The sequence below is a fragment of the Streptomyces sp. NBC_01260 genome (genome assembly GCF_036226405.1).
Taxonomy (GTDB): domain Bacteria; phylum Actinomycetota; class Actinomycetes; order Streptomycetales; family Streptomycetaceae; genus Streptomyces; species Streptomyces laculatispora.
The window spans coordinates 456568-481979 of sequence record NZ_CP108464.1; the positions used below are offsets into that span (position 1 = coordinate 456568).

General features: G+C 69.7%; 21 protein-coding genes and 2 riboswitches. Of the genes, 13 read left to right on the forward strand and 8 right to left on the reverse strand.

Annotated elements, in window-relative coordinates:
• Nucleotides 1-13 precede the first annotated feature (13 nt).
• Nucleotides 14-934, reverse strand: coding sequence for a hypothetical protein (locus OG322_RS02060; protein ID WP_329305948.1), 921 nt, complete (start codon nucleotides 932-934; stop codon nucleotides 14-16).
• Nucleotides 931-3633, reverse strand: coding sequence for a prenyltransferase/squalene oxidase repeat-containing protein (locus OG322_RS02065; protein ID WP_405698919.1), 2703 nt, complete (start codon nucleotides 3631-3633; stop codon nucleotides 931-933). Before OG322_RS02065 ends, OG322_RS02060 begins: the two co-directional genes overlap by 4 nt.
• 196 nt (nucleotides 3634-3829) lie before the next feature.
• A riboswitch (cobalamin riboswitch) is annotated at nucleotides 3830-3899 on the reverse strand.
• Between the two features lie 103 nt (nucleotides 3900-4002).
• A riboswitch (cobalamin riboswitch) is annotated at nucleotides 4003-4130 on the forward strand.
• 107 nt (nucleotides 4131-4237) lie between these two features.
• Here OG322_RS02065 and OG322_RS02070 point away from each other — a divergent pair.
• Together OG322_RS02070 and OG322_RS02075 are read left to right on the forward strand one after the other, a co-directional pair.
• Nucleotides 4238-5650: a hypothetical protein gene (locus OG322_RS02070; RefSeq protein ID WP_329305949.1), complete on the forward strand. Its 1413-nt coding sequence runs from the start codon at nucleotides 4238-4240 to the stop codon at nucleotides 5648-5650.
• A 68-nt stretch (nucleotides 5651-5718) separates the two neighbouring features.
• Nucleotides 5719-5874 (forward strand): hypothetical protein, encoded by a 156-nt coding sequence (locus OG322_RS02075; RefSeq protein ID WP_329305950.1) that lies wholly within the window; start codon nucleotides 5719-5721, stop codon nucleotides 5872-5874.
• A 75-nt stretch (nucleotides 5875-5949) separates the two neighbouring features.
• Here OG322_RS02075 and zwf read toward each other — a convergent pair whose 3' ends face one another.
• From zwf to OG322_RS02090, 3 genes are all read right to left on the reverse strand, one after another.
• Nucleotides 5950-7344 (reverse strand): glucose-6-phosphate dehydrogenase, encoded by a 1395-nt coding sequence (gene zwf / locus OG322_RS02080; protein WP_329305951.1) that lies wholly within the window; start codon nucleotides 7342-7344, stop codon nucleotides 5950-5952.
• Between the two features lie 559 nt (nucleotides 7345-7903).
• Entirely contained in the window at nucleotides 7904-8143 is a 240-nt protein-coding gene (locus tag OG322_RS02085; protein ID WP_323179871.1) for a helix-turn-helix domain-containing protein, read from the reverse strand.
• Between the two features lie 152 nt (nucleotides 8144-8295).
• Nucleotides 8296-8925 carry a ScbR family autoregulator-binding transcription factor gene (locus OG322_RS02090; protein ID WP_241200319.1) on the reverse strand — a complete coding sequence of 210 codons (630 nt, stop codon included), beginning with the start codon at nucleotides 8923-8925 and terminating at the stop codon, nucleotides 8296-8298.
• A 561-nt stretch (nucleotides 8926-9486) separates the two neighbouring features.
• Between OG322_RS02090 and OG322_RS02095 the strand changes: the two genes are divergently transcribed.
• The 4 genes from OG322_RS02095 (at nucleotide 9487) to OG322_RS02110 (ending at nucleotide 13668) form a co-directional block, all read left to right on the forward strand.
• Nucleotides 9487-10167, forward strand: a complete 681-nt coding sequence (locus OG322_RS02095; RefSeq protein WP_123466384.1) for an HAD family hydrolase — start codon at nucleotides 9487-9489, stop codon at nucleotides 10165-10167.
• Between the two features lie 38 nt (nucleotides 10168-10205).
• On the forward strand, nucleotides 10206-10502 hold the full coding sequence (locus OG322_RS02100) for a transposase family protein (RefSeq protein ID WP_260146935.1): 297 nt from the start codon (nucleotides 10206-10208) through the stop codon (nucleotides 10500-10502).
• Between the two features lie 180 nt (nucleotides 10503-10682).
• The gene (locus OG322_RS02105; RefSeq protein ID WP_123464752.1) at nucleotides 10683-11987 is read left to right on the forward strand and encodes a cation:proton antiporter; all 1305 of its coding nucleotides are present in this window, start codon (nucleotides 10683-10685) and stop codon (nucleotides 11985-11987) included.
• Nucleotides 11988-12309: 322 nt separating this feature from the next.
• The gene (locus OG322_RS02110; RefSeq protein ID WP_329305952.1) at nucleotides 12310-13668 is read left to right on the forward strand and encodes a chloride channel protein; all 1359 of its coding nucleotides are present in this window, start codon (nucleotides 12310-12312) and stop codon (nucleotides 13666-13668) included.
• A gap of 246 nt (nucleotides 13669-13914) precedes the next feature.
• Here OG322_RS02110 and OG322_RS02115 read toward each other — a convergent pair whose 3' ends face one another.
• A complete protein-coding gene (locus OG322_RS02115; RefSeq protein ID WP_329305953.1) occupies nucleotides 13915-15330 on the reverse strand; it encodes a DUF2252 domain-containing protein in 1416 nt (471 codons plus the stop codon).
• A gap of 1072 nt (nucleotides 15331-16402) precedes the next feature.
• On the opposite strand from OG322_RS02115, the gene OG322_RS02120 reads away from it, so the two are divergent.
• The 5 genes from OG322_RS02120 (at nucleotide 16403) to OG322_RS02140 (ending at nucleotide 20624) form a co-directional block, all read left to right on the forward strand.
• Nucleotides 16403-16768 carry an SMI1/KNR4 family protein gene (locus OG322_RS02120; RefSeq protein ID WP_241200316.1) on the forward strand — a complete coding sequence of 122 codons (366 nt, stop codon included), beginning with the start codon at nucleotides 16403-16405 and terminating at the stop codon, nucleotides 16766-16768.
• 204 nt (nucleotides 16769-16972) lie between these two features.
• Complete coding sequence (locus OG322_RS02125) at nucleotides 16973-17128, forward strand: hypothetical protein (protein ID WP_443066519.1); 156 nt, start codon at nucleotides 16973-16975, stop codon at nucleotides 17126-17128.
• A gap of 240 nt (nucleotides 17129-17368) precedes the next feature.
• On the forward strand, nucleotides 17369-18121 hold the full coding sequence (locus OG322_RS02130) for a (5-formylfuran-3-yl)methyl phosphate synthase (RefSeq protein ID WP_124285769.1): 753 nt from the start codon (nucleotides 17369-17371) through the stop codon (nucleotides 18119-18121).
• Nucleotides 18122-18129: 8 nt separating this feature from the next.
• The gene (locus tag OG322_RS02135) at nucleotides 18130-19533 is read left to right on the forward strand and encodes an aldehyde dehydrogenase family protein (RefSeq protein ID WP_124285768.1); all 1404 of its coding nucleotides are present in this window, start codon (nucleotides 18130-18132) and stop codon (nucleotides 19531-19533) included.
• Between the two features lie 2 nt (nucleotides 19534-19535).
• The gene (locus tag OG322_RS02140) at nucleotides 19536-20624 is read left to right on the forward strand and encodes an alcohol dehydrogenase catalytic domain-containing protein (RefSeq protein ID WP_123464742.1); all 1089 of its coding nucleotides are present in this window, start codon (nucleotides 19536-19538) and stop codon (nucleotides 20622-20624) included.
• A 42-nt stretch (nucleotides 20625-20666) separates the two neighbouring features.
• Here the strand turns inward: OG322_RS02140 and OG322_RS02145 are convergent, their stop codons facing one another.
• Both OG322_RS02145 and OG322_RS02150 read right to left on the reverse strand, forming a co-directional pair.
• Nucleotides 20667-21572 carry a class I SAM-dependent methyltransferase gene (locus tag OG322_RS02145; RefSeq protein WP_123464740.1) on the reverse strand — a complete coding sequence of 302 codons (906 nt, stop codon included), beginning with the start codon at nucleotides 21570-21572 and terminating at the stop codon, nucleotides 20667-20669.
• Between the two features lie 127 nt (nucleotides 21573-21699).
• Nucleotides 21700-22233, reverse strand: coding sequence for an EF-hand domain-containing protein (locus OG322_RS02150; RefSeq protein ID WP_329305954.1), 534 nt, complete (start codon nucleotides 22231-22233; stop codon nucleotides 21700-21702).
• A gap of 568 nt (nucleotides 22234-22801) precedes the next feature.
• Between OG322_RS02150 and OG322_RS02155 the strand changes: the two genes are divergently transcribed.
• Nucleotides 22802-23722, forward strand: a complete 921-nt coding sequence (locus OG322_RS02155; protein ID WP_123464736.1) for an AurF N-oxygenase family protein — start codon at nucleotides 22802-22804, stop codon at nucleotides 23720-23722.
• 28 nt (nucleotides 23723-23750) lie between these two features.
• Entirely contained in the window at nucleotides 23751-25397 is a 1647-nt protein-coding gene (locus tag OG322_RS02160; protein WP_329305955.1) for an FAD-dependent oxidoreductase, read from the forward strand.
• The last annotated feature ends 15 nt before the right edge of the window (nucleotides 25398-25412 follow it).

Below are 25412 nucleotides of genomic sequence, written 5' to 3' on the forward strand. Positions count from 1 at the left end.
GCGCGACACGCGGCTACTCCGTGCGGCGTCGGCGTTTGGCGACGAACACCGCAGCCCCGCCGACGAGCACGATCAGCGAGCCACCGATCACCGCAGGCAGGAGGGAACCGGCGTCATGTTTCGCATCGGCGGCTGGGGCGGCGTCGAGCACCGGGGGCTGAGCGGCCGCCTTCTCGTCCTTCGGCGTGCCGCTGGGGCTCGCGGACGGGCTGGATGACGCGGACTCCGACGGACTGGGCGACGCCGGGCGGGACGGCTTCGCCGCGGCGGAACGAGACTTCGACGGCGTGGGTCTAGGCGTCTCCGGGGCAGGGCCGGTGTCGGTCCCGGGCGGGAGCGCGGGCGCCCGCTCGGTCGACGCGGGCTTCCCGGGGTTCCCCGTCGCCTTGGTGTTGTGAGCGCGCAGTTGGTCGGGCGTGAACTGCGGGAGCCCCTTCGTTCCGCCGATGTCCGTACCGCCGAAGATCCACAGGTCGACGCTGCCGGGCTTCGGCTTGTAGAGCATGGCGCCGAGCTGGCTGTACTCCCAGGTGTTCGCGCCCGGGTCGGCGTGCCAGTACGACCAGTAGGCGGACGCGGGAGGTGTCAGCACGCAGTCGTCCTGCTGCGGCGTCGGGTACTGCTTGCCGCCCTGCTGACCGCTGTAGCCGATCCGGCAGATGAAGGCGGGCCCGTCATGGCCGGTACCGGTGGTGCGCCAGCCGCCCTGGTTGAGCAGCTCGTAACCGGTGGTGGGAGTGGAGCCGCAGGAGCGGTAGACCGGACCGCCCCAATGGCTGAAGTCGACCGCGAGTACGACTCCGGACGTGGTGGTGCACCGGCCCATCGGCTGCGGGGCCGCCGCAGCCGACGGTGCGGTCACGGTCAGCGCCGCCGTCGACAGCACGAGGGCGGCCGCCGCCTGTACGGCTCTGCGCCACACGGAGGTGCTCATATGCGGCCCCCTGCGGCGGCCCTGCGCCGGGCGACAACGACTGTGCGCCGGCCGGCGGCGACGAGCAGGGCGGCGGACCCGACGAGGGCGCCGATCTGCGCGCCGGTCGAGGCGAGCGCTCCCCCACCGGAACCATCGGTAGCGGTGTCAATGACGCCGCCGGTGTTGCCGCCGGGGGTGACGATCAGCGGAGAGGAAGCGCTGGGCGTGGGCTGGGGGCTCGTGCCGGTCAGGCTGCGCTCCAGGGTGCCGAACGAAACGCCGGTCGCCCCACTCACGGCCTGGGTGGAGGCACGCAGATCGGAGCCGCTCTGTCCTTCCTTCGCGACCCTGAAGCCGCCGTCGGTGTTCTGCTGGGAAGCCAGGAACTTACGGGCCTTGGCGATCTCGGTGCGGTACTCCTTGGAGTCCAGCGACAGCCCCTGGACCGCCAGCGCTGCCGAGTTGACGGAGTTGCCGGCCGCGCCGGGGAAGCCCCCGTCGGCCAACTGCCTGCCCGCAAGCCACTTCAGCGCCTTGTCGACGGCCTTGTCTGCCTTCTCGCCACCCGCCAGGTCGAGCGTCATGGCCGCCATGGCGGTGGAGTCGACCTCCGAGTCGCCCGTGGCCGGGATCAGGCTGGGCCAGGCACCGGTGTCGTGCTGAAGGCTTTCGAGATAGGCGATCGGTTCCTGCGCCGCTTCCTTCTCGTCCGCCCGCAGCTGGGCCATGACCGCCAGGGACTGGGAGAACACGGAAGGGGCGTTGGTGTAGGAGCCCTTGGCGGCGCAGCTGCGGTCCGGAGCTGCGCTCGGCCCGGTGCACACCGCCTTGTCCAACGCGGCGATGAGGTCATGGCCGCCGAAGGAGCGCGGATCGCGCCCGACGGCCTCGGCCAGCAGTGCCGCCTTGCCGATGGACCCGCCGAGCGCGTACTTCGTCCCGGTCAGGGTCCAGTCCTGAAGGGTCCGTCCGTCGCCGTCCTTACCGCCCTTGTCGAGGAAGTCGATGATGCCGCGCAGCTTGTCGTTGTCCAGGCCGGTGGCCGCGAGTGCGTACGCCCCGTCGATGGTGAGGCCGAAATCCGCGCGAGGTGATGCGGCGCCGGAGACGTAGTACTGGCCCTGCTTGAGGTTGGACGAACGGGTGAGGTAGGCGACCCCCTTCTTCAGGTCCGGGCCTTCGCCGGCCGGGAGCGTCGGGTCGCTCGTGGGCGGCTGTGTGGTGGGCGGCTCTGTCGTCGGCGGGTCGGTGGGCTCCGTCTTCTTCGTCGTCAGCTGGAAGAGATCGGTGCCCGCGCCGGCCAGCATCGCGGGCGCGGTCGGGTAGAGGGCCGCGTCCGTGGCCCCCTCTTCGAACCCGAAGCCGCCACCGTCCAGTTGCTGACGGGAGAGCCAGGAGACGGCGGCGTCGGCCTGCACGGTGTCATCGAGGCTGCGAAGGGCCTGCGCCGCGTAGCCCGTGGCGTAGATGCTGCCGGTCGTGGCGCCGGTGTAGCCGGGGAACGAACCGTCCTCGCGCTGTGCCTTCTTCAGGTAGACGCGGGCGTTGCCCACCGCGGTGTCCCGGCCACCCGCCTGCTGCAGGGCGAGGGCAACGAGGCCGGTCGTGGCGGGGTCCCCGTCGCAGTTTTCGCCGGGCCTGATCAGGATGCTGGTGATCCCGCCGTCGTCGCACTGGAGTTGGGTCAGCCGCTCGACGGTCGCGGCCGGGGGTACGGCGCCGGCGCGCAGCACGGCGAGTACGGCGAGGGCCTGGCCGTCGGCGTACGCGGCGTTACGGAAGTCGCCCTTGGCGGTGCAGCCGGGCGTGGGGCTGCCCGAGTCGGGGCCCGCGGCGCAGACGTTGTCGACGAGGTCGGCGATCAGGTCGTGGCCGCCGAAGTGGTGCGGGTCGGCCTCCGTGGCCTCGGCCAGCAGGGCTAGGCGGGCGGCAGCCGTCGCGTCGGGAGCCTGGTCCTTGCCCGCCGGATACGCGTAGTCGTCGGTGTGGGCGGCGAGAAACGCGGTGACCTTGTCGAGCGTGACGCTGTCGCTGTCCGCGGCGGCCAAGGCGTAGGCGGCCTCGGTGGTCAGCAGGTAGTTGGCGGTGTCGGCGCCGTCGTCCACGACGCGTTCACCGTCTGTGAGTGCGCCCTCGACCCAGGCCGCTGCGGCGGGCACGTTGATCTCGCCTGCCGGGACCGTCGGTGTGCCGCCGGGGTCGGGGCTCTCGGTGCCGCCGCCTCCGGCGCGTACCTCGTCGGGGGTGAAGGCCGGCTTGCCGGTGGTGCCCCCGATGTCCGTGCCGCCGTACACCCAGGCGTCGACGTCGCCGTCCTTGGGCTTGCGGTCCATGGCCCCGTACTGGCTGTAGGTCCACTTGTTCTGGCCCGGCGAGGCGAGCCAGTACGACCAGTAGGCCGTGGCCGGCGGGGTCAGCACGCAGGACTCGGTGTCCGTGGTCGGGTACTGGGTGCCCGAGCCGAGACCGATACGGCAGATGAAGGCCGGGCCGTCGTGCTGGGTGCCCTCCGTGGTGAAACCCGCCTCGTGCAGGAGTTCGTACCCTGTGGTGGGTGTCGCGTCGCAGCCACGCTCGACCCCGCCCCCGAACGGGCCGAAGTCGACAGCGACGATCGCGCCCTTGGAAGGCGTGCAGGCGTCGAGGGGATCAGCCTGCGCCGGGGTCACCGCGACAAACGTCATAGACATGGCAAGCAACAGGAACGCTACGGACATCAAGGACAGAAGCGTTCTGGCCCCCGCCTGCCGCTCTCTTCGCTGTGCGGTCTTCACCACGGCCCCCTCGTTCGGTGTCCGAAGGGACAGGAACGTGGCTGTGGAGCCGTCACCGCGCACGACGTACCGTGGGGCGGCAGGCTGGTCGACCACGCCGTAGTCCGCGACGGCGTTTCTCGCTGAAGATCAAGCTCCAGGCATTCCGGCTCGCCCGGCAGTGCCGGGCCTACGGTTGCGGGTCAGCGCCGGAATCAGACCGGCTTCCCCTGGAACTCAGTGCGTATCAGCCGGATTGCAGCACGCATGTACACGACCCGTCAAGACATGGCCACGGGTGAAGAAGAGCGCTTCACGGGGTGTCTGGCGGGAGCAGACCGACTGGGGTAGCGTCCTGGGCTGCCAGATGGGGGAACCCGGTGAGACTCCGGGGCTGACGCGCAGCGGTAATGGAACGGCTGAGGGCCGTTCCGAGCCCGAATGCCCATACGGCGATGCACCACAGGAAGCCGGTCCACGCGTTCGGGCGGCGGCCCTGCCCGCTGCTGCCCGCCGACCGGTCGGGGCGTGGGTACGGTCTGCGCGCCCCTCATCCCAGGAGCAGGCCATGTCCCGTCACTTGATCCCACGCCGCCTCGCGTTCACGGCGGCCGCCTCCATCGGGGCCTTCTGCCTCAGCGTGCTGCCCGCGGCGGCAACGGCCACGCCCGCGCAGATCGCCACCTCGAAGACCAACGGCGTCACCTACCTCAAGTCCCTCCAGGCCGCCGACGGTTCCTACGCGGGAGCCGGGCTGTCGAACGAGTGGGCGTTCAGCGCGCTCGCCGCCGCGGGCACCGCTGTCGTCGATGTCACACCGGGAGGCGATGCCACGAAGAACGCGAGATCCGTGTACCGCACCCTTCTCTCCACAACGAGTTGGCCTTCCACGACACCCGTGGTCACGGACTACGAGCGGGCGGCTCTCAACGCCTACGCGGCCGGCATCGACCCCTCCCGGGTCTCCGCGTCCCGCAACCTCATCGGTGACATCTACAGCTATTGGCAGACATCCGAGCCGGGCTACTTCGGACCCTCGGCCAACTTCAACGGCACCGTGTTCGCCGCACTCGCCCTCGGCGGCGCCAAGACACAGGCAGGGGCCCAGCGCATACCCCAGGCCCTGCGCGATTCCCTGATCACGCGCGTCCGCGCCAACCAGCACAACGACGGCGGCTGGAACTACAGCAAGGCGGAAGGCGACCCGAGTCAGCTCGGCGCGACCAGCGACATCGACATGACCGGGGCCGCCATGGCCGCGCTCTGCGTCTCCGGGGTACCGAACACCGACACGGACATCGCCCAGGCCAAGGCGTTCCTCAAGAGCAAGCTGGTGCCCGGCAGCGGTGCGTTCAATGCCATGTTCGGCGTCAACACCGATTCCAACGGCTGGGCCGTCTCGGGCCTCAACGCCTGCGGCATCAACGCGCAGACCGGCGACTTCCTCACCTCCGCGGGCAAGACGCCGGTGGACTTTCTCATCGCCCAGCAGTTCAACCCCGGCGGCGGCTTCAAGTACCTGCCCAGCGACACAGCCCCCGCGGCCTATGCATCGATCGACGGCCTGCGCGCTGTCGCCGGCGGCGGCTTCACCTCCACTCCCCCGGTGCCGACGACCAGCGGCGCCACACAGTGGGTAGCGCAGGGAACGCTCACCTCGGGCACGGCCACGAAGCTCGCCCTGACCGTGGACGACGGCGCGGGGAACCTGAAGGTCTGCTCCGTCGCCCTCACACCCACGGGAACCACGACCACCCTCGGGACAGTCCTGGACGCGGCCACCGGCGCGGCCACCCCGTCCGGCTGCGTGACCGCCGTGACCCCGTCGTCGGGCACCGGCACGATCACCACTGTCAACGGCAAGGCCAACAGCGGGTCCAACACCTGGAAGGCCAGCGTCGACGGCTCCGCGTTCGCCTCCGCCAGCCGGAGCAAGGTGATCAACGCGGGCGACACCATCGCCCTGCGCTGGGGCGCCTGAGCCTCCGGCGCGACGGCGACCTGAGCTACCTGCAGTTCACCGACGAGGGACGCGAACTGCTGGCGAAGGTGCTCCCCGGCCATGTCGCGGTCGTCCAGAAGGGCATGTTCGACGCACTGGACGAGCCCCGGACCGAGGCGCTGGCCGATGCCCTCGGCGCCGTCCGTGACCGGCTCCGCACGCTGACGCCGTCCTCCGCCGAACGCCGCCGCAGCCGCGGCTGAACCACCCGCCCGCGGGCGCCACCGTGTCCGCCCCCGCCGGCCGCCGCCCCTGGGCGCCGGGCGGGTGCAAGGCCGTCAGGCGTCGGCGTGCGGCAGCCAACGGCCATCGGTCGTCAGGCGTTCGGCCTGTTCGGGGCCGCTGCCGCCCGGTTCGTACGGCAGAGGAGCCGTGCCGGGGTCGAGGATGTCGCCGACGATGCGCCAGCTCTCCTCGACGAGGTCCATCCGGGTGAAACGGCGGGGATCCCCGGCGAGGGCGTCGGCGAGGACGTACTCGTAGGCGGTCACGTTGTCGCCGCTCAGGCCGGTGAAGTCCACGGCCGCGGTGACCGGCTCCACCTGGGAGGGGTCGCCGGGGCGCTGGACGAACAGGTGGAAGGAGGCGCCGGGGCGGGGGCTGATCCTCAGGCGTACCAGGTCGGGAGTCGCGTCCTGGGTGCAGGCCGTGTGGTAGTAGCGCGGGGTCGGCCGGTGGAACTCGACAACGATCTCGGTCGCCGTCCTGGCAAGGGCCTTGCCCGTCCGGATGGTGAACGGAACGCCGGCCCAGCGGTCCGTGTCGACCCAGGTCCGCAACGCGGCATAGGTCTCGGTCCGCGACTGCGGCCGCACCCCCGGCACGTCCAGGTATCCCGCGTACTGGCCGAGTACGCAGTCCTCGGGGAGCACGGTGCGCACGGCCTTCAGCGCCCGTACCCGCTCGTTGAGGATGTCCTGGGCGGAGCCCGTGCGCGGTGCCTCCATCACGAAGTACGCCAGCATCTGCAGCAGATGGTTCTGCACGACGTCGCGCAGGGCGCCGGTGCTGTCGTAGAAGCCGCCGCGGTCCTCGACGCCGAAGTCCTCGGCCAGGGTGATCTGCACACTGCGCATCAGCGGACGCTGGAGTACCCCGCTGAGCATCGTGTTGGCGAAGCGGAACGCGAGCAGGTTCTCCACCGCGTCCTTCCCCAGGAAGTGGTCGACCCGCAGCAGCCGCTCGTCGGGAAAGTGCCGGGTCAGGTCCGCCTGAAGGGCGCGTGCGGAGGCCAGGTCCTGACCGAAGGGCTTCTCCACAGCCAGCCGTGCTTCACCGTTCAGTCCCGCCTGGGCCAGGCGTTCGGCAGCACGCGCGTACAGGTTGGGCGGGATGGCCAGGTAGTGGACCAGGATGCGGCAGCCGTCGGCCTGTTCCGCGATGGACCGGAAGCTCCCGGGGTCGTCGTAGTCGATGGTGGCAAGCCGCAGCGCACCGGCGAAGCGGGCGAAGTCGCCCTCGTCGAAGGGACCGTGGTCGGCGACGCTGTCGTGGGCGTGCGCGCGCAGTCGCTCCAGCGTCCAGCCGCCGTGGGTGACACCGACGACCCGCTCGGGGAGGAAGCCCCGGAGCGAGAGCCGGAAGAGGGCGGGCAGCAGCATCTTCTTGGCCAGGTCGCCGGTGATCCCGAACAGGACCAGTGCGTCACCGCGTCCCGGTGTGGTGCTGGTCATGGCGTGTTGCCTCCGCGTTCCGGGGGGCCTCGCCTGCCGCAATCCGCCCGCGCGGCGGCAGGCCCCGGCTGGCTGTCCCGGCTCCCAGTGTGGTCAAGGGGGAAGGGACTGTCGCGCGGTGCGCGTCGGCGTTGCGCCATCCGTGACGCGTGGGCCCTCAGTGCGAGGGGCGGCCGTCTGCCGCTCGACAGTGGTTCCGCCCGCCTCGCGGGGCCGCGTTCATCGACACGCCGGACTGTAATCTGTTGCAGACTGGAAACATATTGCCTTGGCCCAGCGCAGGGCGCGGACGCCAAGGTGCGCGAGGAGTTCGGCGAGGTGGCCGCAGGCGGCGGGGCTGCTCAGGGTCTTCTTGTCGCTGGGCCACGGGTCGAGCGGGAGGGCGTCCAGGTCGCCCGACGGCGCGACTGCGTGCGGCGCGTACGGGGCCGCCGGTGTCACGTTCGATGACGTACGGGCCGGTCGACAGTCTGAGAGTCTCCGACCGGTGCGGCTGCAGCCCGAACGCCTGCCAGATCCGTGACCCCGACGACTGCGACAGGCCTCGCCTCCTTCGCCATCACCCAGGTCGATCAGTGTGTGTTGCACTCGCCGGGGTGGGCTCCAACGTCTTCGTGACCGCCGGGGCGACTTGCTCGTCCGTCACCGTCCCCGGCCCACCAGGACGCGGCATGTCGCCCAGGCCGGCAATCCGGCACTGGACGAACCGAGACCGGCAACGGCCCACCGCCTGAGGTGTGGAACCGAGCCGGGCCGCCACATCCTTGTTCGAGGCGCCCTCGGTACAAGCCAGGATGATCCGGCATCACAAACCCCACGCCTGCATCGTGGAACGACGCCGCACCCACCCCTACAGCGCAGCCCGTTCCGCATCCGACGGTCTTGACTCGGCCTTCGGCCGACCGGGCGGCGCCATGGGGCCAGCCCGTACGTCTGAACAGAACCCCTGGCTCACAACGAGACGCGAGCCCGCGCACGGGCAAGCAGAGCGGCCGGGTCCGGGTCCGCCTGCAGGGACTTCAGTATCAGCAGCCACCACTGGTCCAACTGCTCCCTCCAGCCCCGCCCGCCCGGCAGATCATCGGTCAGCACACAGAGACCGAAGAACGCGCACACGAGCGTCACAGCCGCGGCCGACGGCTCGACCCCTGCCGCGAGTTCACCTCTCATGCGGGCCTGAGTCAGGAGCCTGGTGGCAGCCGACGCCCAGGTATTGAACGGCGTGGGCAGGGCGGCCTCGATGCCGTGGCGTTCCGCCCACAGCCGCGCGCCCGCGCGGGCCACGACGTCCTCACTGAGGGACCGTGCGACACCGAAGCTGAGGACGACCAGTTTCTCAAGCGGAGGAATACCGGGCGTGGCATAGAGGGCGGCGAGTTGCGGCCAGGTGGCGAACTGCTCGCGCACCACCGCCAGCGCAAGCTTCTCCTTGCTGTAGTAATGGAAATAGATGGCCCCACTGGTCTTTCCCGAGTGATCACTTATGTCATTGACACTCGTTCCCGCATATCCCCGTTCGACAAATAGATGTGCTGCTGATTCCAGCAGCACTCTGCGGGTCGCACGCGCCCTTTCCTGCACTTCAGTTCCACCTTCGCTCAAATGTACTAGCGCCACGACAGGAGAGTTCAAACCCTCCCCACGGAGGGCACAGTCGCATCGCGCGAAGATCTTATTATTCGTCGCCTGCGCGCGGGCGGGGGAATATTCACACAATCCATCACCCCGCAGAGCGGGATCGTTCGCCAGGGCGTGGCAAATCCGCCCCGAACAACACTGCCGCAGCACCTCCTGCCAGGCATGTTGATGGCCTCACGGGTGCTACGGCCTCACTCGTCACCCCGCACGCGGACGCCGGTCACCTTCGGCCGGGACGCTTCCGTCCACTCGAATTGGTGATTGCGGAAATCAGCAAGGCCGAATTAACGTAACGGCCACGATGTTTTCGGCTTCAGCCGAAAGCGACGACGCGCGTCCTCCATAGCGCGCCCGGTCATAGCCCCACGGCCGCAACAGCCGTGCGACATCGCCCGTTCCCTCTCATTTCATCGAGTGGACCACGCATCATCCCGGCACCCTCGTGTGTCCTGCCTGCGCCCGCGCAACGAACCGGCCGGTGCAGCCTCCGAGATCGGCAATGACATGACAGCTCGAAACATCCTTTTGTGGTCGCCGTCCGCCATCGTCTTCGACTGCGACGGAACCCTGATGGACACGGAACAGCACTGGCAGGAGGCCCGGAACATCACCTTCCGGCTGTTCGGCCTCAAACCGCCGACCGGGTTCGCCGACCGCGCCAAGGGCGTGCACTACAGCGAGTGCGGCGCGCTCATGGCCGAGGAGACCGGAAAGCCCAACCTCGGCGACGACCTGGCCGACACACTCCTCACCACCTTCACCGCACTGGTCGACCAGAACCCCGTGACCATGCCGGGCGCCGCCGCGCTGGTCCGGCTGACCGCTCGCCACCTCCCCCTCGCGGTAGCGAGCAACTGCCCTCGGGAGATGGTGGAATCGTGCCTCCACCGGGCCGGACTCCTCAGCTCCTTCAGCCATGTCGTGGTGGCCGGCGAAGACATCCGGCCGAAGCCCGAGCCCGACGTGTACAGAGTCGCCGCCCGCCTCTGCGGTGTACCGCCCGAGGAGGCTCTGGCCGTGGAGGACTCGTTCACCGGCATGGAATCGGCCCGCCGGGCGGGCCTGCGGGTCATCGGCATCGGGCCGCGCCCAGAGGCGCCGGAGGCGAAGCACGCCGATCTGTGGGTCCCGAGCCTTGCCGACCAAGAGCTGGTGAGGTGGGCCGGTAGCTGGATCGACGCGTAGACCTGCCATGGGCGGGCGCAATGTCAGCCGGATGTCAGATGGGGTTCCAGGCCGTGTACGGCCCCGGCGGCGGCAAAGGCATTTTGTATCCGGTCCCCGCGTTGCTGTGCGCGGCCGTCTCGGCGGTGCTGACCGGGGCCCGCTCCTTGATCGCGATCAGCGAGTGGATCACGGATGCCCCGCAGCATGTGCGGGGCATCCGTGGCTTCGCTGCCGATCCTCTTACCGGTCTGCGGCCGGTGCCGCACGCCGCAACCGCACGCCGCCTGCCGCAGCGTGTGGACGGCGATGCGCTGGACGCGGGGTGTCGGCTCACCCAACGGTCATCGCCCTGATGTCCTTCCACCCGGGCTCCACGACGGCTTCGGGTGATCTCCACCAAGCGTTCGGCGCGGTTTCACGGGGAACGGACCCAGGGGCCCTACGGTCAGGATCGCGATTCGCGGGAGTCCGTCCGGCTACCGGCCACTCCCCCTGACGAGGCGGACCGGGCCGCAGCGGGACGATGGGACGGTATGGAAGCAACGTTTTCGCTGATCCTGCTGGCACTGTTCTTGTGGGGCCTGTGTTCGCAGCGGGTGGCAAAGGCAGAGCTCACAGCGCCAGTCGTCTTCGTACTGCTCGGCCTGGTGATGCACGAGGGAATCGGTTCGGTGAACCTGACGCCCGCCCCGCAGACCGTCAAGGCACTGGCTGAGATCACGCTCACCTGGGTGCTCTTCACCGACGCAGCGCGCCTGTCAATCCCTTCGGTGCAGGCAGACCTGCGTCTGTACGCCCGTCTGCTGGCGGTCGGCCTGCCGCTGTGCATCGGCCTTGGGATGTTGACGGCCGACATCCTGCTCCCGGGCGTCTCCGGTTGGGCCGCACTCTACGTCGGCGCCGCGCTGGCGCCGACGGACGCGGCGCTGGGCGCCTCGATGATGTCGAATCCGGTGGTACCAGGGCGGATTCGCAGGGCGATCAACGTGGAGAGCGGCCTCAACGACGGCATCGCCACCCCCATCGTGGTGCTGTCCCTTGCCGGCATCGCCGCCGCGGAGGGCGGAGGCGGCCATGGAGGGGCGGGCGGCGCGCTGGTGGAACTGCTGATCGGCCTGGCGTACGGCGGCGCCCTGGGGCTGGTCGCGGGTCGACTGCTGAACTGGGCGCTGCACCGGGGCTGGGCGGCCGAGGACTTCGCCGGTGCGGCCGTGCTCGCGCTGGCCCTGCTCAGCTATACGTCGGCTATCGAGTTCGGCGGAAACGGATTCGTGGCCGCGTTCGTCAGCGGCCTGGCGTTCGGAGCGGCGTACAGGCAGGGGGCGCCGCAATGGCAGCTTGCCTTCGCCGAACAGTCCGCTTCCGTGCTGTCGCTGCTGGTGTGGCTCTTGTTCGGTGCTGTCGTGCTGCCCGAGGCCTTCCACCTTTTGTCCTGGCAGGTGTGGCTGTACGCGGTGGTGAGCCTGACAGTGGTCAGGATGGTGCCGGTGGCCCTGGCCCTGACGGGCAGCGGCCTGGATCGCTCCACCGTGCTGTTTGTCGGCTGGTTCGGTCCCCGAGGGCTGGCCTCGGTCATCTTCGCCCTGCTGGCAGTCGAGGAACTGGCCCCGCCCGTCGCTCGCGGGGTCGTGCCCGTCGTGGTCTGCACGGTGCTGCTCAGTGTCGTGGCGCACGGCGTCAGTTCCGCCCCTCTCGCGCAGCGCTACGGGCGGTGCTCGCAAGGAGAGAAGCATCAGGAACAGGGGTACGAGTTCGGGGACCTGCCCGTCAGAGGGCTGACGTCAAAAGGGGCCCTGCCGAAACAGGTCGGCGGCCCTGCCGCACCTGACGACAAGTAGTGGACAGAGTGCGTGATATCCGGGACTCACTGCGCATCGGGTGCCACCCCAGAACATTCCCCTCAACTCCTGCGATGCCCCTCTCTCGGGAGCGGGGGCGGGGGCGGGACCGCACCCGGACAGGGTGATTCCCGGACAGCGCCGGCCTGACGTCTCCCCGAATGGCTTCGGGATCCGGCGGGATCAAGACTGTGGCCGTACCCGGCACAGCCGCTGACCGGCGGGGCTACCGCGCCGGGGATGCCGAAGACGTCTGCCTGGGTGAATCTGATCCCACAGGCGCCGTGCCCACCGGCCGGCCGAGGAGATGGGGACGGGAACGATGGAGCAGCAGGCCTCGGAGCCCACCGAGACACGCGAACTCAGCCAAGTGCTGCGGGATTCGGGATATCGAAAGCTGCTGGTGCTGGCGACGCTGTTGGGGGTGCCTCTGTCGCTGCTGGCGTTCGGCTTCCTGACGTTGGAACACGCCGCACAGAACGGGTTGTGGGAGCACCTGCCGCACCAGCTGGGTTATGCCGACCCTCCCTGGTGGTGGCCGCTCCCGCTGCTGGCTGTCGCCGGGCCGGCGGTGGCCTGGGTGGTTACCCGTCTGCCGGGCAACGGGGGCCACATCCCCGCGCAGGGCATGGTGGCTGGACCGCCTGCTCCCTTGGCAGTGCCGGGGATCATCGTGGCCGGTCTGGCCAGCTTGGCGCTGGGCGCGGTCCTGGGCCCGGAGGCTCCGCTCACGGCGATGGGGGCCGGACTCGCGCTCATGACCGTCCGCTCCGCCCGGCGGGCTGATTCCCCGCAACTGGTCGCCGTGCTCGCTGCCACCGGTTCGGCAGCAGCGGTTGCCACTGTCTTCGGTAGCCCAATCGTCGCCGCCGTTCTGATCATCGAACTGGCCGGGCTCGGCGGACCCAGCCTCTTCGCGCTGATCCTGCCGTGCCTACTGGCCGCCGGCGTCGGCGCCCTGGTCTTCACAGGTTTCGGGGCCCTGACCGGCCTGGAAACGGGCGGACTGGCGCTGCCCTCGGTACCGCCGAGCGAGACGCCAGGGGTGGGGGACTTCCTGTGGGGGGTGCCCCTGGCCGCGGTGATCGCCTGCGTCGTGGTCGCCGCCATGACGTTCGGAAGCAAACTGGCCGACTGGGTCATGCGCCGTACGGCGATGCGGATTGTCCTCTGCGCAGTCGTGGTGGGAGTGCTGCTGGCCTCGTACGGGCTGGTGACGGGCCGCAGTCCGGGAGAGGCCGCTCTGTCGGGTCAGGCCACGCTGGCCGAGCTGGCCGCCGATCCGCACGCGTGGCCTGTTTCGGCGCTGATCTGGCTGTTCCTCTTCAAGGGACTGGCCTGGGCGGTCTCACTGGCGGCGCTGCGTGGCGGTGCGGTATTCCCGGCCCTGCTGCTGGGCTCGGCACTGGCCACAGCCTGTTCCGGCTTCCCAGGTTTCGGCGTGACGTCGGGGCTGGCAGTCGGGCTCGCCGCCGCAACCGCAGCGGTGATGCGGCTTCCCGTCACAGGGACGATTCTGGCGGTCCTGCTGCTGGGCACGGAGGCCCCTGGTCAAGTCGCGCTGATCATCGTCAGTTCCGTGGTGTCCTTCATCGTCGGAGAACTGGTGCGCTCCGGATGGAGTGCCGCGGCGTCAGAATCTGCGGAGCCGCCGACCCACCCGACCCCGGCAACCGCCTGAAGCCCTTCCGCTCGACGCGTCCCACGCCGGCTGGTTCGTGCTGGGTTTCGTCGTGTTCGCGGCGGTGGCCGGATGGCAGGTGTACGCGATCACTCGCTCGGCCCACTCGCGTCCGCGGGCGATCGAGGCCTTCGGCATCAACCGCACGTTCCCACACGCGGACTCGCGACGGGAGCCCTGAATCCGCAGTACCGCACATCTCGATCGAGCGTGCCGCAAGCCCTGCTTGGCGAGTGCTGCAGCGCCTCACTCTGCCTGGGCACTTACCCGGCCCGCCCTGACCGAGTCGAGCAATGCCTGGTGGTCGCGTTCGTTCTGGTCGGCGTAGCTCTCGGCGAACCGCGCCACAGCTTGGTCGAAGACATCGGCGCGACCGAGGTAGGCGGCGATGGCGATCCGGTCACCGGACCGGGCATGAGCCCTGGCGAGCGTCGCACCGCAAACCTCGCCGAATGCCTCCATCGTGCGCGGCCCCTGGCGCGAGGGGTCGGCGATGCCCTTCCAGTCACGCAGCTGCCGGACGTAGAAGTCCCGTTCCTGACCGTCGGGTGCATGGAGATGCTCCCAACCGAGAAAGATGTCACTGGCCGCTTGCATCAGCCGCTGTCCCGCGACGACCCGCTGCCCCTGGGTGGGGTATTCGCTCGCGCCGGCGTACGCGGCAAGTACCGACTCATCGGCCTCTTTGGCCTGCAGGAACAGCGGATCCTCGCCGTCCCGACCGAGCAGCAGGATGATCCAGCAGCGTGTGCCGACACTCCCGACACCGACCACTTTGCGTGCCATGTCGACCATGGTGAACTGCCGCAGCAAATGCTCCCGGTCGGCAGAAAGGCTTCTCCCGTACCGGTCCACCAGATCGCGGAACATGTCCTCCATCTGGGTTCGTTCGAGATCAGGCAGCAGGTCGGCGGCCCGCTCGACGGTGGGTGGTGAGGAGGCGATCCGCCGTTTCCCGTCGACGACCTCGGTCAGCTTCTCGAACGCCTGGAGGTTGTCGCGTGTGCGCGCCTTGGCCATGGCGGCGGACACCCGCTTGCTTTCCCGCCGCGGCAGGCGGTCGGATGCCAGGGCCCGCAGTTGTTCAAAATCGACCTTCGCGTACCACACGTCGAGGTTGTGCATGCCGGCGAGGCCGCGCATCCGCTCACGGTAGGACCGCACGGCGGACCGGACGATCGTTGTGCGCTCGGCGTCGGTGAAGCCGTTCTCCCGTCCGGCGATGGCCAGGCTGGTGGCCAGCCGCTTGAGGTCCCACTCCCAAGGTCCGGGCAGGGTTTCGTCGAAGTCGTTGATGTCGAAGAGCAGGCTGCGTTCGGGTGATGCCAGCAGCCGGAAGTTGAGCATGTGCGCGTCGCCGCACAGTTGGACCCGCAGGCCCGCATCCGGAGTGGTGGCCAGGTCACCGGCCATGATCGCGGCGGCACCGCGGTAGAAGCGGAACGGAGACTCTGACATCCGTCCGTAGCGGATCGGAACCAGTTCCTTGAGCCGGGTGGCCGACTGCTTCTCGATGGTGTCCACCGGGTTTGCTCGCAGCTCGGACGGCGCGTAGTCACCGTGGCTGGAGCGTGGTGTGCGGGTCCGCGCCGCCTTGCCGCGGGCGGCGCGTTCTTGTGGGGACAGTTGCTGCTCCGGTGTGCTCGCTGTACGCCCGGTCATGGCACAACCTCCTCACAAGCCGCCCGGGCCCTGCCCGGCGGCATACCATCGATCATCACAGCCGCCGGAACCGTACGCATCTCACGCACGGGGTGACTCCTGGCGCTGGTGGCTCGGGCATCCGCCTGGTGCGCGCCCCCGCTCAGCGGCGATTCACCGGAGGGGGGCCCGTGCATGGCACAGCCGGCGGTCCGCCTCGTTCCGGCCCGTGTGAAGAAATTCGCGGAATGGTGAGCCGGCAGGACGACGGCAGCGACGGCAAGGATCAGCGCACCCCATCACAGGGACGGACGGCTTCTGCCTGGCACCGTTCCAGATCTTCGACCTGCAGCCGCTGTTCCTCCAGTTCACGCTCCGCGTCGCAATGGGCGCAGATCGGGGCTGTCGGTTTCACCGGCCATGCTGCGCTTCACTGCGTGGCTGGAAGCCGCCGAACGAATCCGTCCGCTTCCAGCGGGGCGCCGTTCGTTCTGCCCAGATCGGCTGACCCAAACGAGTGAAGCAGGGGAGGGCACAGGCCTTGGTTCGGCCGGGTCATCTGCCGGTCGATGACTGTTCCGGGCGGGCCGCATAAGCAGCGGCGGCAGGAGCAGGGCCGGGGTCACAGTCGAACCCGATCCCCATGCGGTTCATGAAGGCTGCCTCCCTGCTCGCGAGAACCCAGCGAAGTCCGCGCGCGTCCTCGTAGAGCGTGGACGCGCGGTCCCCGACGGAGTCGTCATGCTCGTGTCCTGTCATGCCTGACCAACGATCGGCCGCAGCCGGCCGAACTGCGCCAGATGGACGAACCGCGGACACCGTCGTGGGTACCGAGCCGGCCAGCTAGTCCAGGCCAGCCAATCATGCCTCTGACCTGCACATATGACCAAGCATTAGGCCTTCGGCCTGAACCTGGTGCGCATCGTTGGAGCACTCCCGGATCCAACGGCCGTCTCGCAATCCCGGGCGGGTGGCAGTGCTTGCTCGGGAGCGTCCCTGGTGGCAGTGTCCGTTCCCGTGCTGGTCGTGGCAGCCCAGGCCGATTCGGGTTACCGGGGCTGTGAGTCCTGCGGAGCGGAGGAGTGACATCGACATGCCGGATCCGGTCTCCAGGCCGACGGCTGCCACGTCGGCTGATGTGGCGCGAGCTCGGGCCGAGATTGCGCTGAGCCTGCCGGCTCCGCTGGTCGCGCTGTGGAACGTGACGGACGGCCTGCTGACTGATGCCGGTGTGAGCGTCTACTCGGCCGGGTGCATCGGCGAGCGCAACACCACCTACGAAGTCGCGCAGTACGCACCGGGTTTCGTCCTCATCGGCGACAACAGTGGGGGCCGCGGTTTTCTCCTGCGCGCAGACGATCCGGGCTCCGCCGTGCTCTCCTCGGACCTGGGCGATCTGGGTCCTGAAAGCTTCGAAGTCGAGTCCGAGGACTTCGCGTCCTGGATCGAATCACTCTGACCCTCACGCCGACACCTCGGTTGACCCACAGGCCGAGGTGGCAACATCCGTGGCTGTTGGACGCGCCACCATCCCGCGGGTGCTGGACCGCAAGGTCTCGGCGGCAGAAGTCGCAGCGGTCCACGCCGATGCCCCCTCCCCCGCACAGGTCCACGCGCGGGTGAAGCTCAACGAACTCATCGACGACGAAGACTTCCACCGGCCGTGCACGACGCGGCACGCAAGTACTCCCTCGACCTCAACCTCAACCTCATTGTGTGGGAAGGCTTGCCCGACGGCGAAAACGTGCGCGACTACTTGGAGGACAACAGACTGGCCTTCCTCGACACGGCCCGCACGGTCATGGGACAGCCGCTGTGAGTGTCGAAGGCCATGTGCGCGACAGCCCTTGCGGCAGCGGGCACACCTTCGCACCGTGGCTCGGACCGGCGTGGACGGCGGACTGCGGCGCGTGAACAAGCCGGGGCAGTGACCCGTTCTGACTCCGCACGCCCTGCCGGTGACCACGGCCCGCGGCCATGATGAGCGGACGGCAAGTGATCCAAGCGGCTCCGCCCGCCTGCCCCTCAGCAGGCGGGCCTGCGGTGGAAGGAATCCACATTGTTGCTTCTCATCTCCCCGGACGGCGTCGAGGAGGCCCTCGACTGCGCGAAGGCGGCGGAGCACCTCGACATCGTCGATGTAAAGAAGCCCGATGAGGGATCACTCGGCGCGAACTTCCCGTGGGTCATCCGGGAGATCCGCGACGCGGTGCCGGCGGACAAACCGGTGTCCGCCACCGTGGGCGACGTACCGTACAAGCCCGGCACGGTGGCCCAGGCGGCACTCGGTGCGGCTGTCTCCGGAGCCACGTACATCAAGGTCGGCCTCTACGGATGCACGACACCCGAGCAGGCAGTGGACGTCATGCGAGGGGTCGTCCGGGCGGTGAAGGACTATCGGCCGGACGCGTTCGTCGTCGCCTCCGGGTATGCCGACGCCCACCGGGTCGGCTGCGTCAACCCGCTCGCGCTGCCCGACATCGCCCGCCGCTCCGGCTCCGACGCGGCCATGCTCGACACCGCGGTCAAGGACGGGACACGGCTGTTCGACCACCTTCCGCCAGACGTCTGCGCGGAGTTCGTCCGGCTGGCCCACGAGGCCGGTCTGCTCGCCGCCCTCGCGGGCAGCGTCAAGGCGGTGGACCTCGGCGCGCTGACCCGTATCGGCACCGACATCGTGGGGGTGCGCGGGGCGGTCTGCGAGGGAGGCGACCGCAACACCGGAAGGATTCGGCCGCAGCTGGTGGCCGCCTTCCGGGCAGAGATGGACCGCCATGCCCGGGAGCCCGCCGCTGCCACGACGACGAGCTGACCGCCGGGATGCCGAATTGTCAGCCCCGTCGCGCGCCCGGTATCCGCGGCGGGCGCTTCGCCGTCGTCGATCCGGCAACGGGCGAGGCGTTCGACGACTCCCCCGACCAGCAGCCGGACGAGTTGGACGGCGTCGTCGGACGAGCCCACGAGGCCTGGCGAAGCTGGCGGGCCGACCCCGTCGCGCGCGCCACCGCACTGCTCGCGGCAGCCGACGCCGTGGAGGCCGCCGGGGCCGGAATCGCTCCGCTGCTCACCCGTGAACAGGGCAAGCCCCTGGCCGAGTCGTACGCGGAGATCGCCCGCACGGCGGCCCGTCTGCGCTACTTCGCCGAGCCGGCCCCCGGGCCCCGGCCGATCACGGACGGCCGGCCGGTACGCAGCGAGATCCGCTGGCGTCCCCTCGGGCCGGTCGCCGCTATCGTCCCGTGGAACTTTCCCCTCCAACTCGCGTCGGCGAAGTTCGCGCCCGCGCTCGCCGCAGGCAACACGGTGGTGCTCAAGCCGTCCCCGTTCACGCCCCTCGCCACCCGGCTGCTGGCATCCGTCGTCTCCAGCGCCCTCCCCGAGGGCGTACTGACCATCGTCACCGGTCGCGAACCCCTCGGCGCCCGCCTCGCGTCCCATCCGGGAATCCGCCATGTGACCTTCACGGGTTCGATTCCCACTGGGCGGGCCGTCGCCGAGGGCGCGGCGGCCTCGCTCGCCCGGGTCACGCTGGAACTGGGCGGCAACGACGCCGCGATCCTGCTGGACGACGTGGATGTGGAACGGATCGCGGAACGGCTGTTCTGGGCGGCGTTCCGCAACTGCGGGCAGGTCTGCATGGCGGTCAAGCGCGTCTACGCCCCGGCCCGGCTCTACTCCCGCGTGGTCGAGGCCCTCGCGCAGCACGCGAAGACCGTCGTCGTGGGGGCCGGACTCGCCCCGGACACACAGCTGGGACCGGTCAACAACGCCCCCCAACTGGCCCGGGTCGAGCGCTGCACGGCCCAGGCCCTGGCGGACGGCGGCCGAGCCGTCTCCGGCGGCCACCGGCTGGACCGGCCCGGCTACTTCTTCGCCCCGACGGTCCTGTCCGATGTCCCGCCCGACAGCCCGGTGGTGACGGAGGAGCAGTTCGGTCCGGTCCTGCCGGTGCTCCCGTACACAAGCCTCGACGAAGCCGTCGAGGCGGCCAACGACACCGGGTTCGGGCTGGGCGGGTCGGTATGGGGGACCGACCTCGACCGGGCCGAGGCGGTGGCCGACCGGCTGGAGTGCGGGACGGCGTGGATCAACCACCACGCCGAACTGTCCCTCGCCCAGCCCTTCGCGGGCATCAAGGAGAGCGGGGTCGGCGTCGCGGGCGGGCCGTGGGGGCTCTACGGAAACCTCAGGCCGTTCGTCGTGCATCGTCCGCAGGAGGCGTGACGATGCGGTTCGACGCGGCGGTACTGCGCTCGTACGAGAGCCCGTTCGCAGTCGAGGAGGTGATCCTGAACGCCGGCCCGGCCGAGGGCGAGATCCTGGTCAGGATCGCGGGCTGCGGAATGTGCCGGACCGATCTCGCGGTCCGGCACTCAGCGGGTCGCTCACCGCTGCCGGCGGTGCTCGGCCACGAGGGTGCCGGGGTGGTGGTGGAGACGGGCGGCCCTGACACCGGCCTGAGCATCGGCGACCATGTCGTGCTGGGCTTCGACTCCTGCGGACACTGCCGGACCTGCATGGGTGCGGCCCCCGCCTACTGCGACTCATTCGCCTCGCTCAACCTCTTCGGAGGGCGTACGGAGCACGCGGCGCGGTTCAGGGACGCGGCCGGGGGCGAACTGGCCCCGCGGTGGTTCGGCCAGTCGTCGTTCGCCGAGTACGCGATGGTCGCGGCCCGCAATGCCGTACGGGTCGACCCCTCGCTGCCCCTCGAACTGCTCGGACCACTCGGCTGCGGCTTCCTCACCGGCGCCGGAGCAGTCCTCAACTCCTTCGGTGTCGGTCCCGGCGACACCCTCGCGGTCTTCGGTGCGGGAGCGGTGGGTCTGGCCGCGGTGATGGCGGCCACCGCCGCCGGGGCGGTGACCGTGGCCGTCGACCGGTTCCCCGAACGGCTGGCCCTCGCCGAGTGCTTCGGCGCGATCCCGCTGCGCGCCGGATCGGCCGGGCTGGCCGACCGCATCCAGGTCCGGACCGACGGCGGCGCACAGTACGCGCTGGACACCACGGGCTCCGCCCCGCTGATCAACGAAGCACTCCGGGCCCTGCGCCCGACCGGCCATCTCGGGTTGGTGGCACGGCTCCGCACCGCACTGCCGATCGAACCGGGGGCACTCGACCGGGGCCGGAGGATTTCCCACATCTGCGAGGGGGACGCGGTGCCGCGACTGTTGATCCCGAGGCTGACCGGGCTGTGGCAGGCCGGACGGTTCCCCTTCGATCAACTGATCCGGAGGTACCCGCTCGTCGACATCAACGAGGCCGAGCGAGACTGCGACGCGGGCCGTGTGGTCAAACCGGTCCTGGTTCCTTAGGGGAAGGGTCCAGGAGGCGCACCGGGGCGCCTGAGGGCGGGGTTACAGCCGGGGCTTGTTCGCGAACACCCACCGATTGCCCGCCAGGGCGTCGTTCTGCTCGGGCAGTGGGCCGCGTCCGTGGTGGCGAGTGAAGTCGAAGGGGGTGTGGACCTTGGTGGACCAGCCCTTGCCCGCCAGATCGCCGGCGGAGTCGGGCCGTGGCTCTCTGTCGAACAGCGCGAGCAGGTCGATGCCGATCTGCTGTGTCGTCGAGGTGTAAAGCGGGCTGTCGCGGTATTCCAGCAAGTCCTTGTCGAGTTTGACCTCGAACGTCAGAGTGCTTCCTCCCGCACTCAACCGGTCCACCGTGTCGATGAGGTAGGTCTCGGCAGTGTTGGGCAAGTAGAACAGCAGCCCCTCGGCCAGCCAGACACTCGGTGCGGCCGTGTCGAAGCCGGCGTCGGTCAGCGCTCCGACCCAGTCGGCGCGCAGATCGACCGGGATCGGTACGCGCGCCGCTTTCGGGGCGGCCGACAGCCCGTCGAGCACCTCGTGCTTGAACGCCAGCACGCCTTCCCTGTCGATCTCGAAGATCACGCAGTCCGGAGGCCAGTCGAGTCGGAACGCCCTCGCATCCAACCCGGCCCCGAGCAGTACCACTTGGCGGGCGTCCTCGCGCACCGACCGCAGGAGGAAGTCGTCGAAGACCCTCGTCCGCAGGCCGAAGTAGCGTGCGAATCGCCCCCACAGCGGGTTCGCCTCCCCGTCCGGAACCTGTTGCATGCGGACCGGCCAGCCCGCGGACGCCGGTGCGGCGAGCACGAAGTGCTCCGCGTAGACGTCCCGTGCGAGGGGGTCGTGGCGGTTGGTCTCGATCGCCCGTGCCGCGGCGACCAGGAGAGCGGTCAGGCCGACGCCCCCGTCCACGCCTTCCACCCCGGTGTTCCGATGCGCCGCGCCGGCCACATGCCCTCCTTGAGACGAGTTGAGACCAGGAACAGCGAGAAATGCGAATGCCAGGTCCTGAGGAGCCGATTCCGGACGAGTGCGGTGCGGTGATCCACCGGACTCCTCTGACTGAGGGGCCCGCGTTTCAGACTGTCGCGCTCCCCACGAGGTGGTCACCGGGAATACCCACCTTATCCGGGCTGTAGTAGTCCTTGATTCCGACGACCCAGGTCGTCACCTCGATCCGATCGGATTCCGAGGGTTCGAAGGCGTCGAACAGAGCGTCGATGTTCGGGCGCCCGAAACCGATCGCTGTCATCAGTGCCATGAAGAGGGGCCGCTCGATGAGTCCGTCCCCGTCCGGGTCGCCAAGCGCGGCGAGCGACTCGGCGAAGTCGCTGATCGTCAGGTCGAAGCGCTCGGGTGACAGTACGCAGGCGGCGTACTCGTCGAAGGTGATCCTGCCGTCGCCGTCGGTGTCCAGTTCAGCGTCCAAGGTCGACCAGTACCGCCGGAAGGCGGCCAGCATCGCGTTCTTCGCGGCGTCATCGGAATCGGGTGCCGCCTCGACGACACGGCTTGCCATGATTTCGAAGTCGTCGGCTTCGATAGCGCCATTGCCATTGGCGTCGAACAGGGAGAAGACAAGCCTGACCCGATTGGTCGCCTCTGCACGCACAGTCCCGCCGCCTTTCTTTTGGCCACACCTTGCCGGGTGACACAACAGGAATTGATGAATGATCGGTCACCGCATTTACCGGCCCGATCCGAACTCGGGACTCCGGCCACCCCTGTACTATCCGGCCGACAATCAGCCCTGCACGAAAGAACCATCAGGATTCACCTGAACGGGTGCATTTCGCCCCCGTGAAGTGTGCCGCGAGCTTTCAGGCCTTCGGCGCGTGAAGAAATCACCCCCTCCCCGGCCACCGATTCGCCCACCCGGGCACCCGGCCATCCGGCCACCCCGGCCACCCCGGGCGCCCGGCCACCCTTACGGCCGGGCGGAGTTGCGGCCGTGGCACTGTCGCACCGTGGAGAGACCCGTGGAGAGACCGTACGGATTTCCTGCGCGGGGGTAGGCCCTCGCCTCCTCTTGCTATACCTTCCGTCTAACAGCTTGCTAGACGTGACGTCTAACAAGCGAGGGCGGCGTTCGGCAGCCATCTGTCTCATCGAGTGGGCACGGGATGAGACACCGGCCGGGCGGCGTCGGGTCGATCTCTCTCGATTCAAGGAGCCGCAGCATGGCAAGCAGCACTGTTCGGCCGGAGGACCGGAACCAGGAGCGGCCAGCCGGGCAGGACGTCGCCCGGCGTCTGCTCGACTCGGCCGCGAAGCTGTCGTACGACCCGGCCACCGAGGTGGACTGGAACACCCCCCTGAACACGGACCACCACGGCGCCAGTCCCGAGTGGAGCACGCTCTACGGGACCGCGTACTGGCAGGAGTTGACCGAAGCCCAGCGCAAGGCGCTGACCCGCCAGGAGGCCGCGTCCGTCGCCGGCACGGGCATCTGGTTCGAGATGATCCTGCAGCAGATGGTGCTGCGCGACATGTACGCCAAGGACCCGACCGATCCTCGGTTCCAGTGGGCGCTCACGGAGGTCGCCGACGAGTGCCGGCACTCCATCATGTTCGCCCGGGGCGCCGCGAAACTCGGCGCCCCGGCCTACCGGCCGCACCGTGCTGTGGTCGAACTGGGCAGGGCCTTCAAGACCCTTGCCTTCGGCGAGGCCGCGTACGCCGCGATCCTCGTCGCCGAGGAGGTGCTCGACGTGATGCAGCGCGACTGGATGCGGGACGAGCGGGTCGCGCCGTTCGTCCGCACCATCAACAACATCCATGTGGTCGAGGAGTCACGGCACATGAAGTTCGCCCGTGACGAGACCCGCAGGCGCCTGCGGGACGCGGGTCCGGTACGCCGGCACATCAACTCCCTCGTGGTCGCGATCGCCTCGTACTACATCGTCACCAGCATGGTGAACCGGGACGTCTACGCGAACGCCGGGCTGGACGGCGAGCGTGCCCGCGCCGAGGCCGGGACCAACGAGCACCACAAGTCCCTCATGCGGTCCAGCTGTTCGGGCCTGATGGAGTTCCTCGCCTCGGCCAGGCTCCTCACCAAACCGGCCCTGTTCTTCTACAAGCGTGCCTCACTGATCTGACCCGAGCCCACCGACGCGAGCTGACGAGATGACCTACGCCATCACCCAGACCTGCTGCGGCGACGCCACCTGTGTCGCCGTGTGCCCCGTCAACTGCATTCACCCGACGCCCGGGGAACGGGCCTTCGGCAGCACCGAGATGCTCTACGTCGACCCGGCGACCTGTATCGACTGCGGCGCCTGCGCGGATGCCTGCCCGGTCGACGCGGTCTTCCCGGTCGACAGCCTCTTCGGGGCGCAGAGGGAGTACGCCGCGATCAACGCCGCCTACTTCGAGGGCCGGGAGCCGGAGCCGGTCGCCGGACCGAACTTCCACGCCTGGGACGAGCCCTCGTTCCCGCGCAGCCTGCCGTCCGGCTTCGCGCCGATCCGGGTGGCGGTCGTCGGCACCGGACCCGCCGGGATGTACGCCGCCGAGGACCTGCTGCTGCACACCAACGCCGAGGTGACACTGGTCGACCGGCTGCCGGTGGCCGGCGGCCTCGTCCGGTACGGCGTCGCGCCCGACCACCCCGCCACGAAAAAGGCCGGCGAGGCGTTCGCACGCTTCCACTCGCATCCTCGGGTGCGGATGGCCCTGGGCGTCGAGGTGGGCAGGGACCTCACCGCGCAGGAGCTCGCCGCACACCATGACGCGGTGATCTACGCGGTCGGCGCCCGCGCCGACCGGCGGCTCGGCGTACCGGGCGAGGACCTGCCGGCCAGCATCTCGGCCACCTCGTTCGTGTCCTGGTACAACGCGCACCCCGAAGCCCCGCCGGAGACCGTCGCCCTGACCGCGGAGCGGGTGGTCGTCGCGGGGAACGGCAACGTCGCTCTCGACGTCGCACGCATCCTCGTCACCGATCCGGCCGCGCTGGCGGACACGGACATCGCCGATCACGCGCTGACGGCCCTGCGGGACTCGAAGGTGCGCGAGGTCGTGCTGCTGGGACGGCGCGGACCCGGGCACTTGGCCTGCACCGCCTCCGAACTGCTCGCCCTCACACATCTGCCGGGCGTGGACCTGGTCGTCGACGACCACGACCCGAGGACCGGTACGACGATCGACGGTGCGGCACCGGGCGAGAAGGCCGCGCTGCTGCGGGACACGCCCCGGGAGGCGGTCGACTGGTCGCTGCCTCCGGCCGCGGGACGGCGCATCGTCTTCCGCTTCCACTCGGCCCCGGTGGAGGTGCTCGGCCACGACCACGTCGAAGCCGTGCGGGTGACGGCCGGCGAGGGCGAGCAGGAGATACCGGCGGGTCTGTTCCTGCGGGCGATCGGATACCGCGGCCTGCCGGTGCCGGGGCTGCCCTTCGACGCGTCGACCGGAACCGTCCCGCACGAGGGCGGCCGGGTGACGGGCCTGTCGGCGACGTACGTCGCCGGCTGGATCAAGCGTGGCCCGTCGGGCGGCATCGGGGCCAACCGCACCTGCGCCGCCGAGACCGTCGGCACGCTCCTGGACGACGCGGTCGCGGGCGTGCTGCCCTCCCCCGCGCCCCCGCCCAAGGCATTCCACCGCCTCGCCCGGAGCCGCGGCCGCGACGTCGTCGATGCCCGGGGGCTGGCGGCCATCGACCGGGCCGAACTGGCCGGGGGCCGCGAGCAGGGTCGCCCGCGGGTCAAACTCGCCACGGTACCCGCGCTGGTCGCGGCGGCGAAGGGCGGCCGCTGGAGATCGCGAAGCTGACCGAGCCGGCCGACG

What these genes read in the sequence shown, in the direction of transcription:
- OG322_RS02160 (WP_329305955.1), top strand. Translation starts at nt 23,751, where the DNA reads ATGACCTACGCCATCACCCAGACCTGCTGCGGCGACGCCACCTGTGTC.
- OG322_RS02105 (WP_123464752.1), top strand. Translation starts at nt 10,683, where the DNA reads ATGGAAGCAACGTTTTCGCTGATCCTGCTGGCACTGTTCTTGTGGGGC.
- OG322_RS02095 (WP_123466384.1), top strand. Translation starts at nt 9,487, where the DNA reads ATGACAGCTCGAAACATCCTTTTGTGGTCGCCGTCCGCCATCGTCTTC.
- OG322_RS02115 (WP_329305953.1), bottom strand. Translation starts at nt 15,330, where the DNA reads ATGACCGGGCGTACAGCGAGCACACCGGAGCAGCAACTGTCCCCACAA.
- OG322_RS02100 (WP_260146935.1), top strand. Translation starts at nt 10,206, where the DNA reads ATGGGGTTCCAGGCCGTGTACGGCCCCGGCGGCGGCAAAGGCATTTTG.
- zwf (WP_329305951.1), bottom strand. Translation starts at nt 7,344, where the DNA reads ATGACCAGCACCACACCGGGACGCGGTGACGCACTGGTCCTGTTCGGG.
- OG322_RS02140 (WP_123464742.1), top strand. Translation starts at nt 19,536, where the DNA reads ATGCGGTTCGACGCGGCGGTACTGCGCTCGTACGAGAGCCCGTTCGCA.
- OG322_RS02155 (WP_123464736.1), top strand. Translation starts at nt 22,802, where the DNA reads ATGGCAAGCAGCACTGTTCGGCCGGAGGACCGGAACCAGGAGCGGCCA.
- OG322_RS02120 (WP_241200316.1), top strand. Translation starts at nt 16,403, where the DNA reads ATGCCGGATCCGGTCTCCAGGCCGACGGCTGCCACGTCGGCTGATGTG.
- OG322_RS02135 (WP_124285768.1), top strand. Translation starts at nt 18,130, where the DNA reads ATGCCGAATTGTCAGCCCCGTCGCGCGCCCGGTATCCGCGGCGGGCGC.
- OG322_RS02110 (WP_329305952.1), top strand. Translation starts at nt 12,310, where the DNA reads ATGGAGCAGCAGGCCTCGGAGCCCACCGAGACACGCGAACTCAGCCAA.
- OG322_RS02060 (WP_329305948.1), bottom strand. Translation starts at nt 934, where the DNA reads ATGAGCACCTCCGTGTGGCGCAGAGCCGTACAGGCGGCGGCCGCCCTC.
- OG322_RS02065 (WP_405698919.1), bottom strand. Translation starts at nt 3,633, where the DNA reads ATGTCCGTAGCGTTCCTGTTGCTTGCCATGTCTATGACGTTTGTCGCG.
- OG322_RS02070 (WP_329305949.1), top strand. Translation starts at nt 4,238, where the DNA reads ATGTCCCGTCACTTGATCCCACGCCGCCTCGCGTTCACGGCGGCCGCC.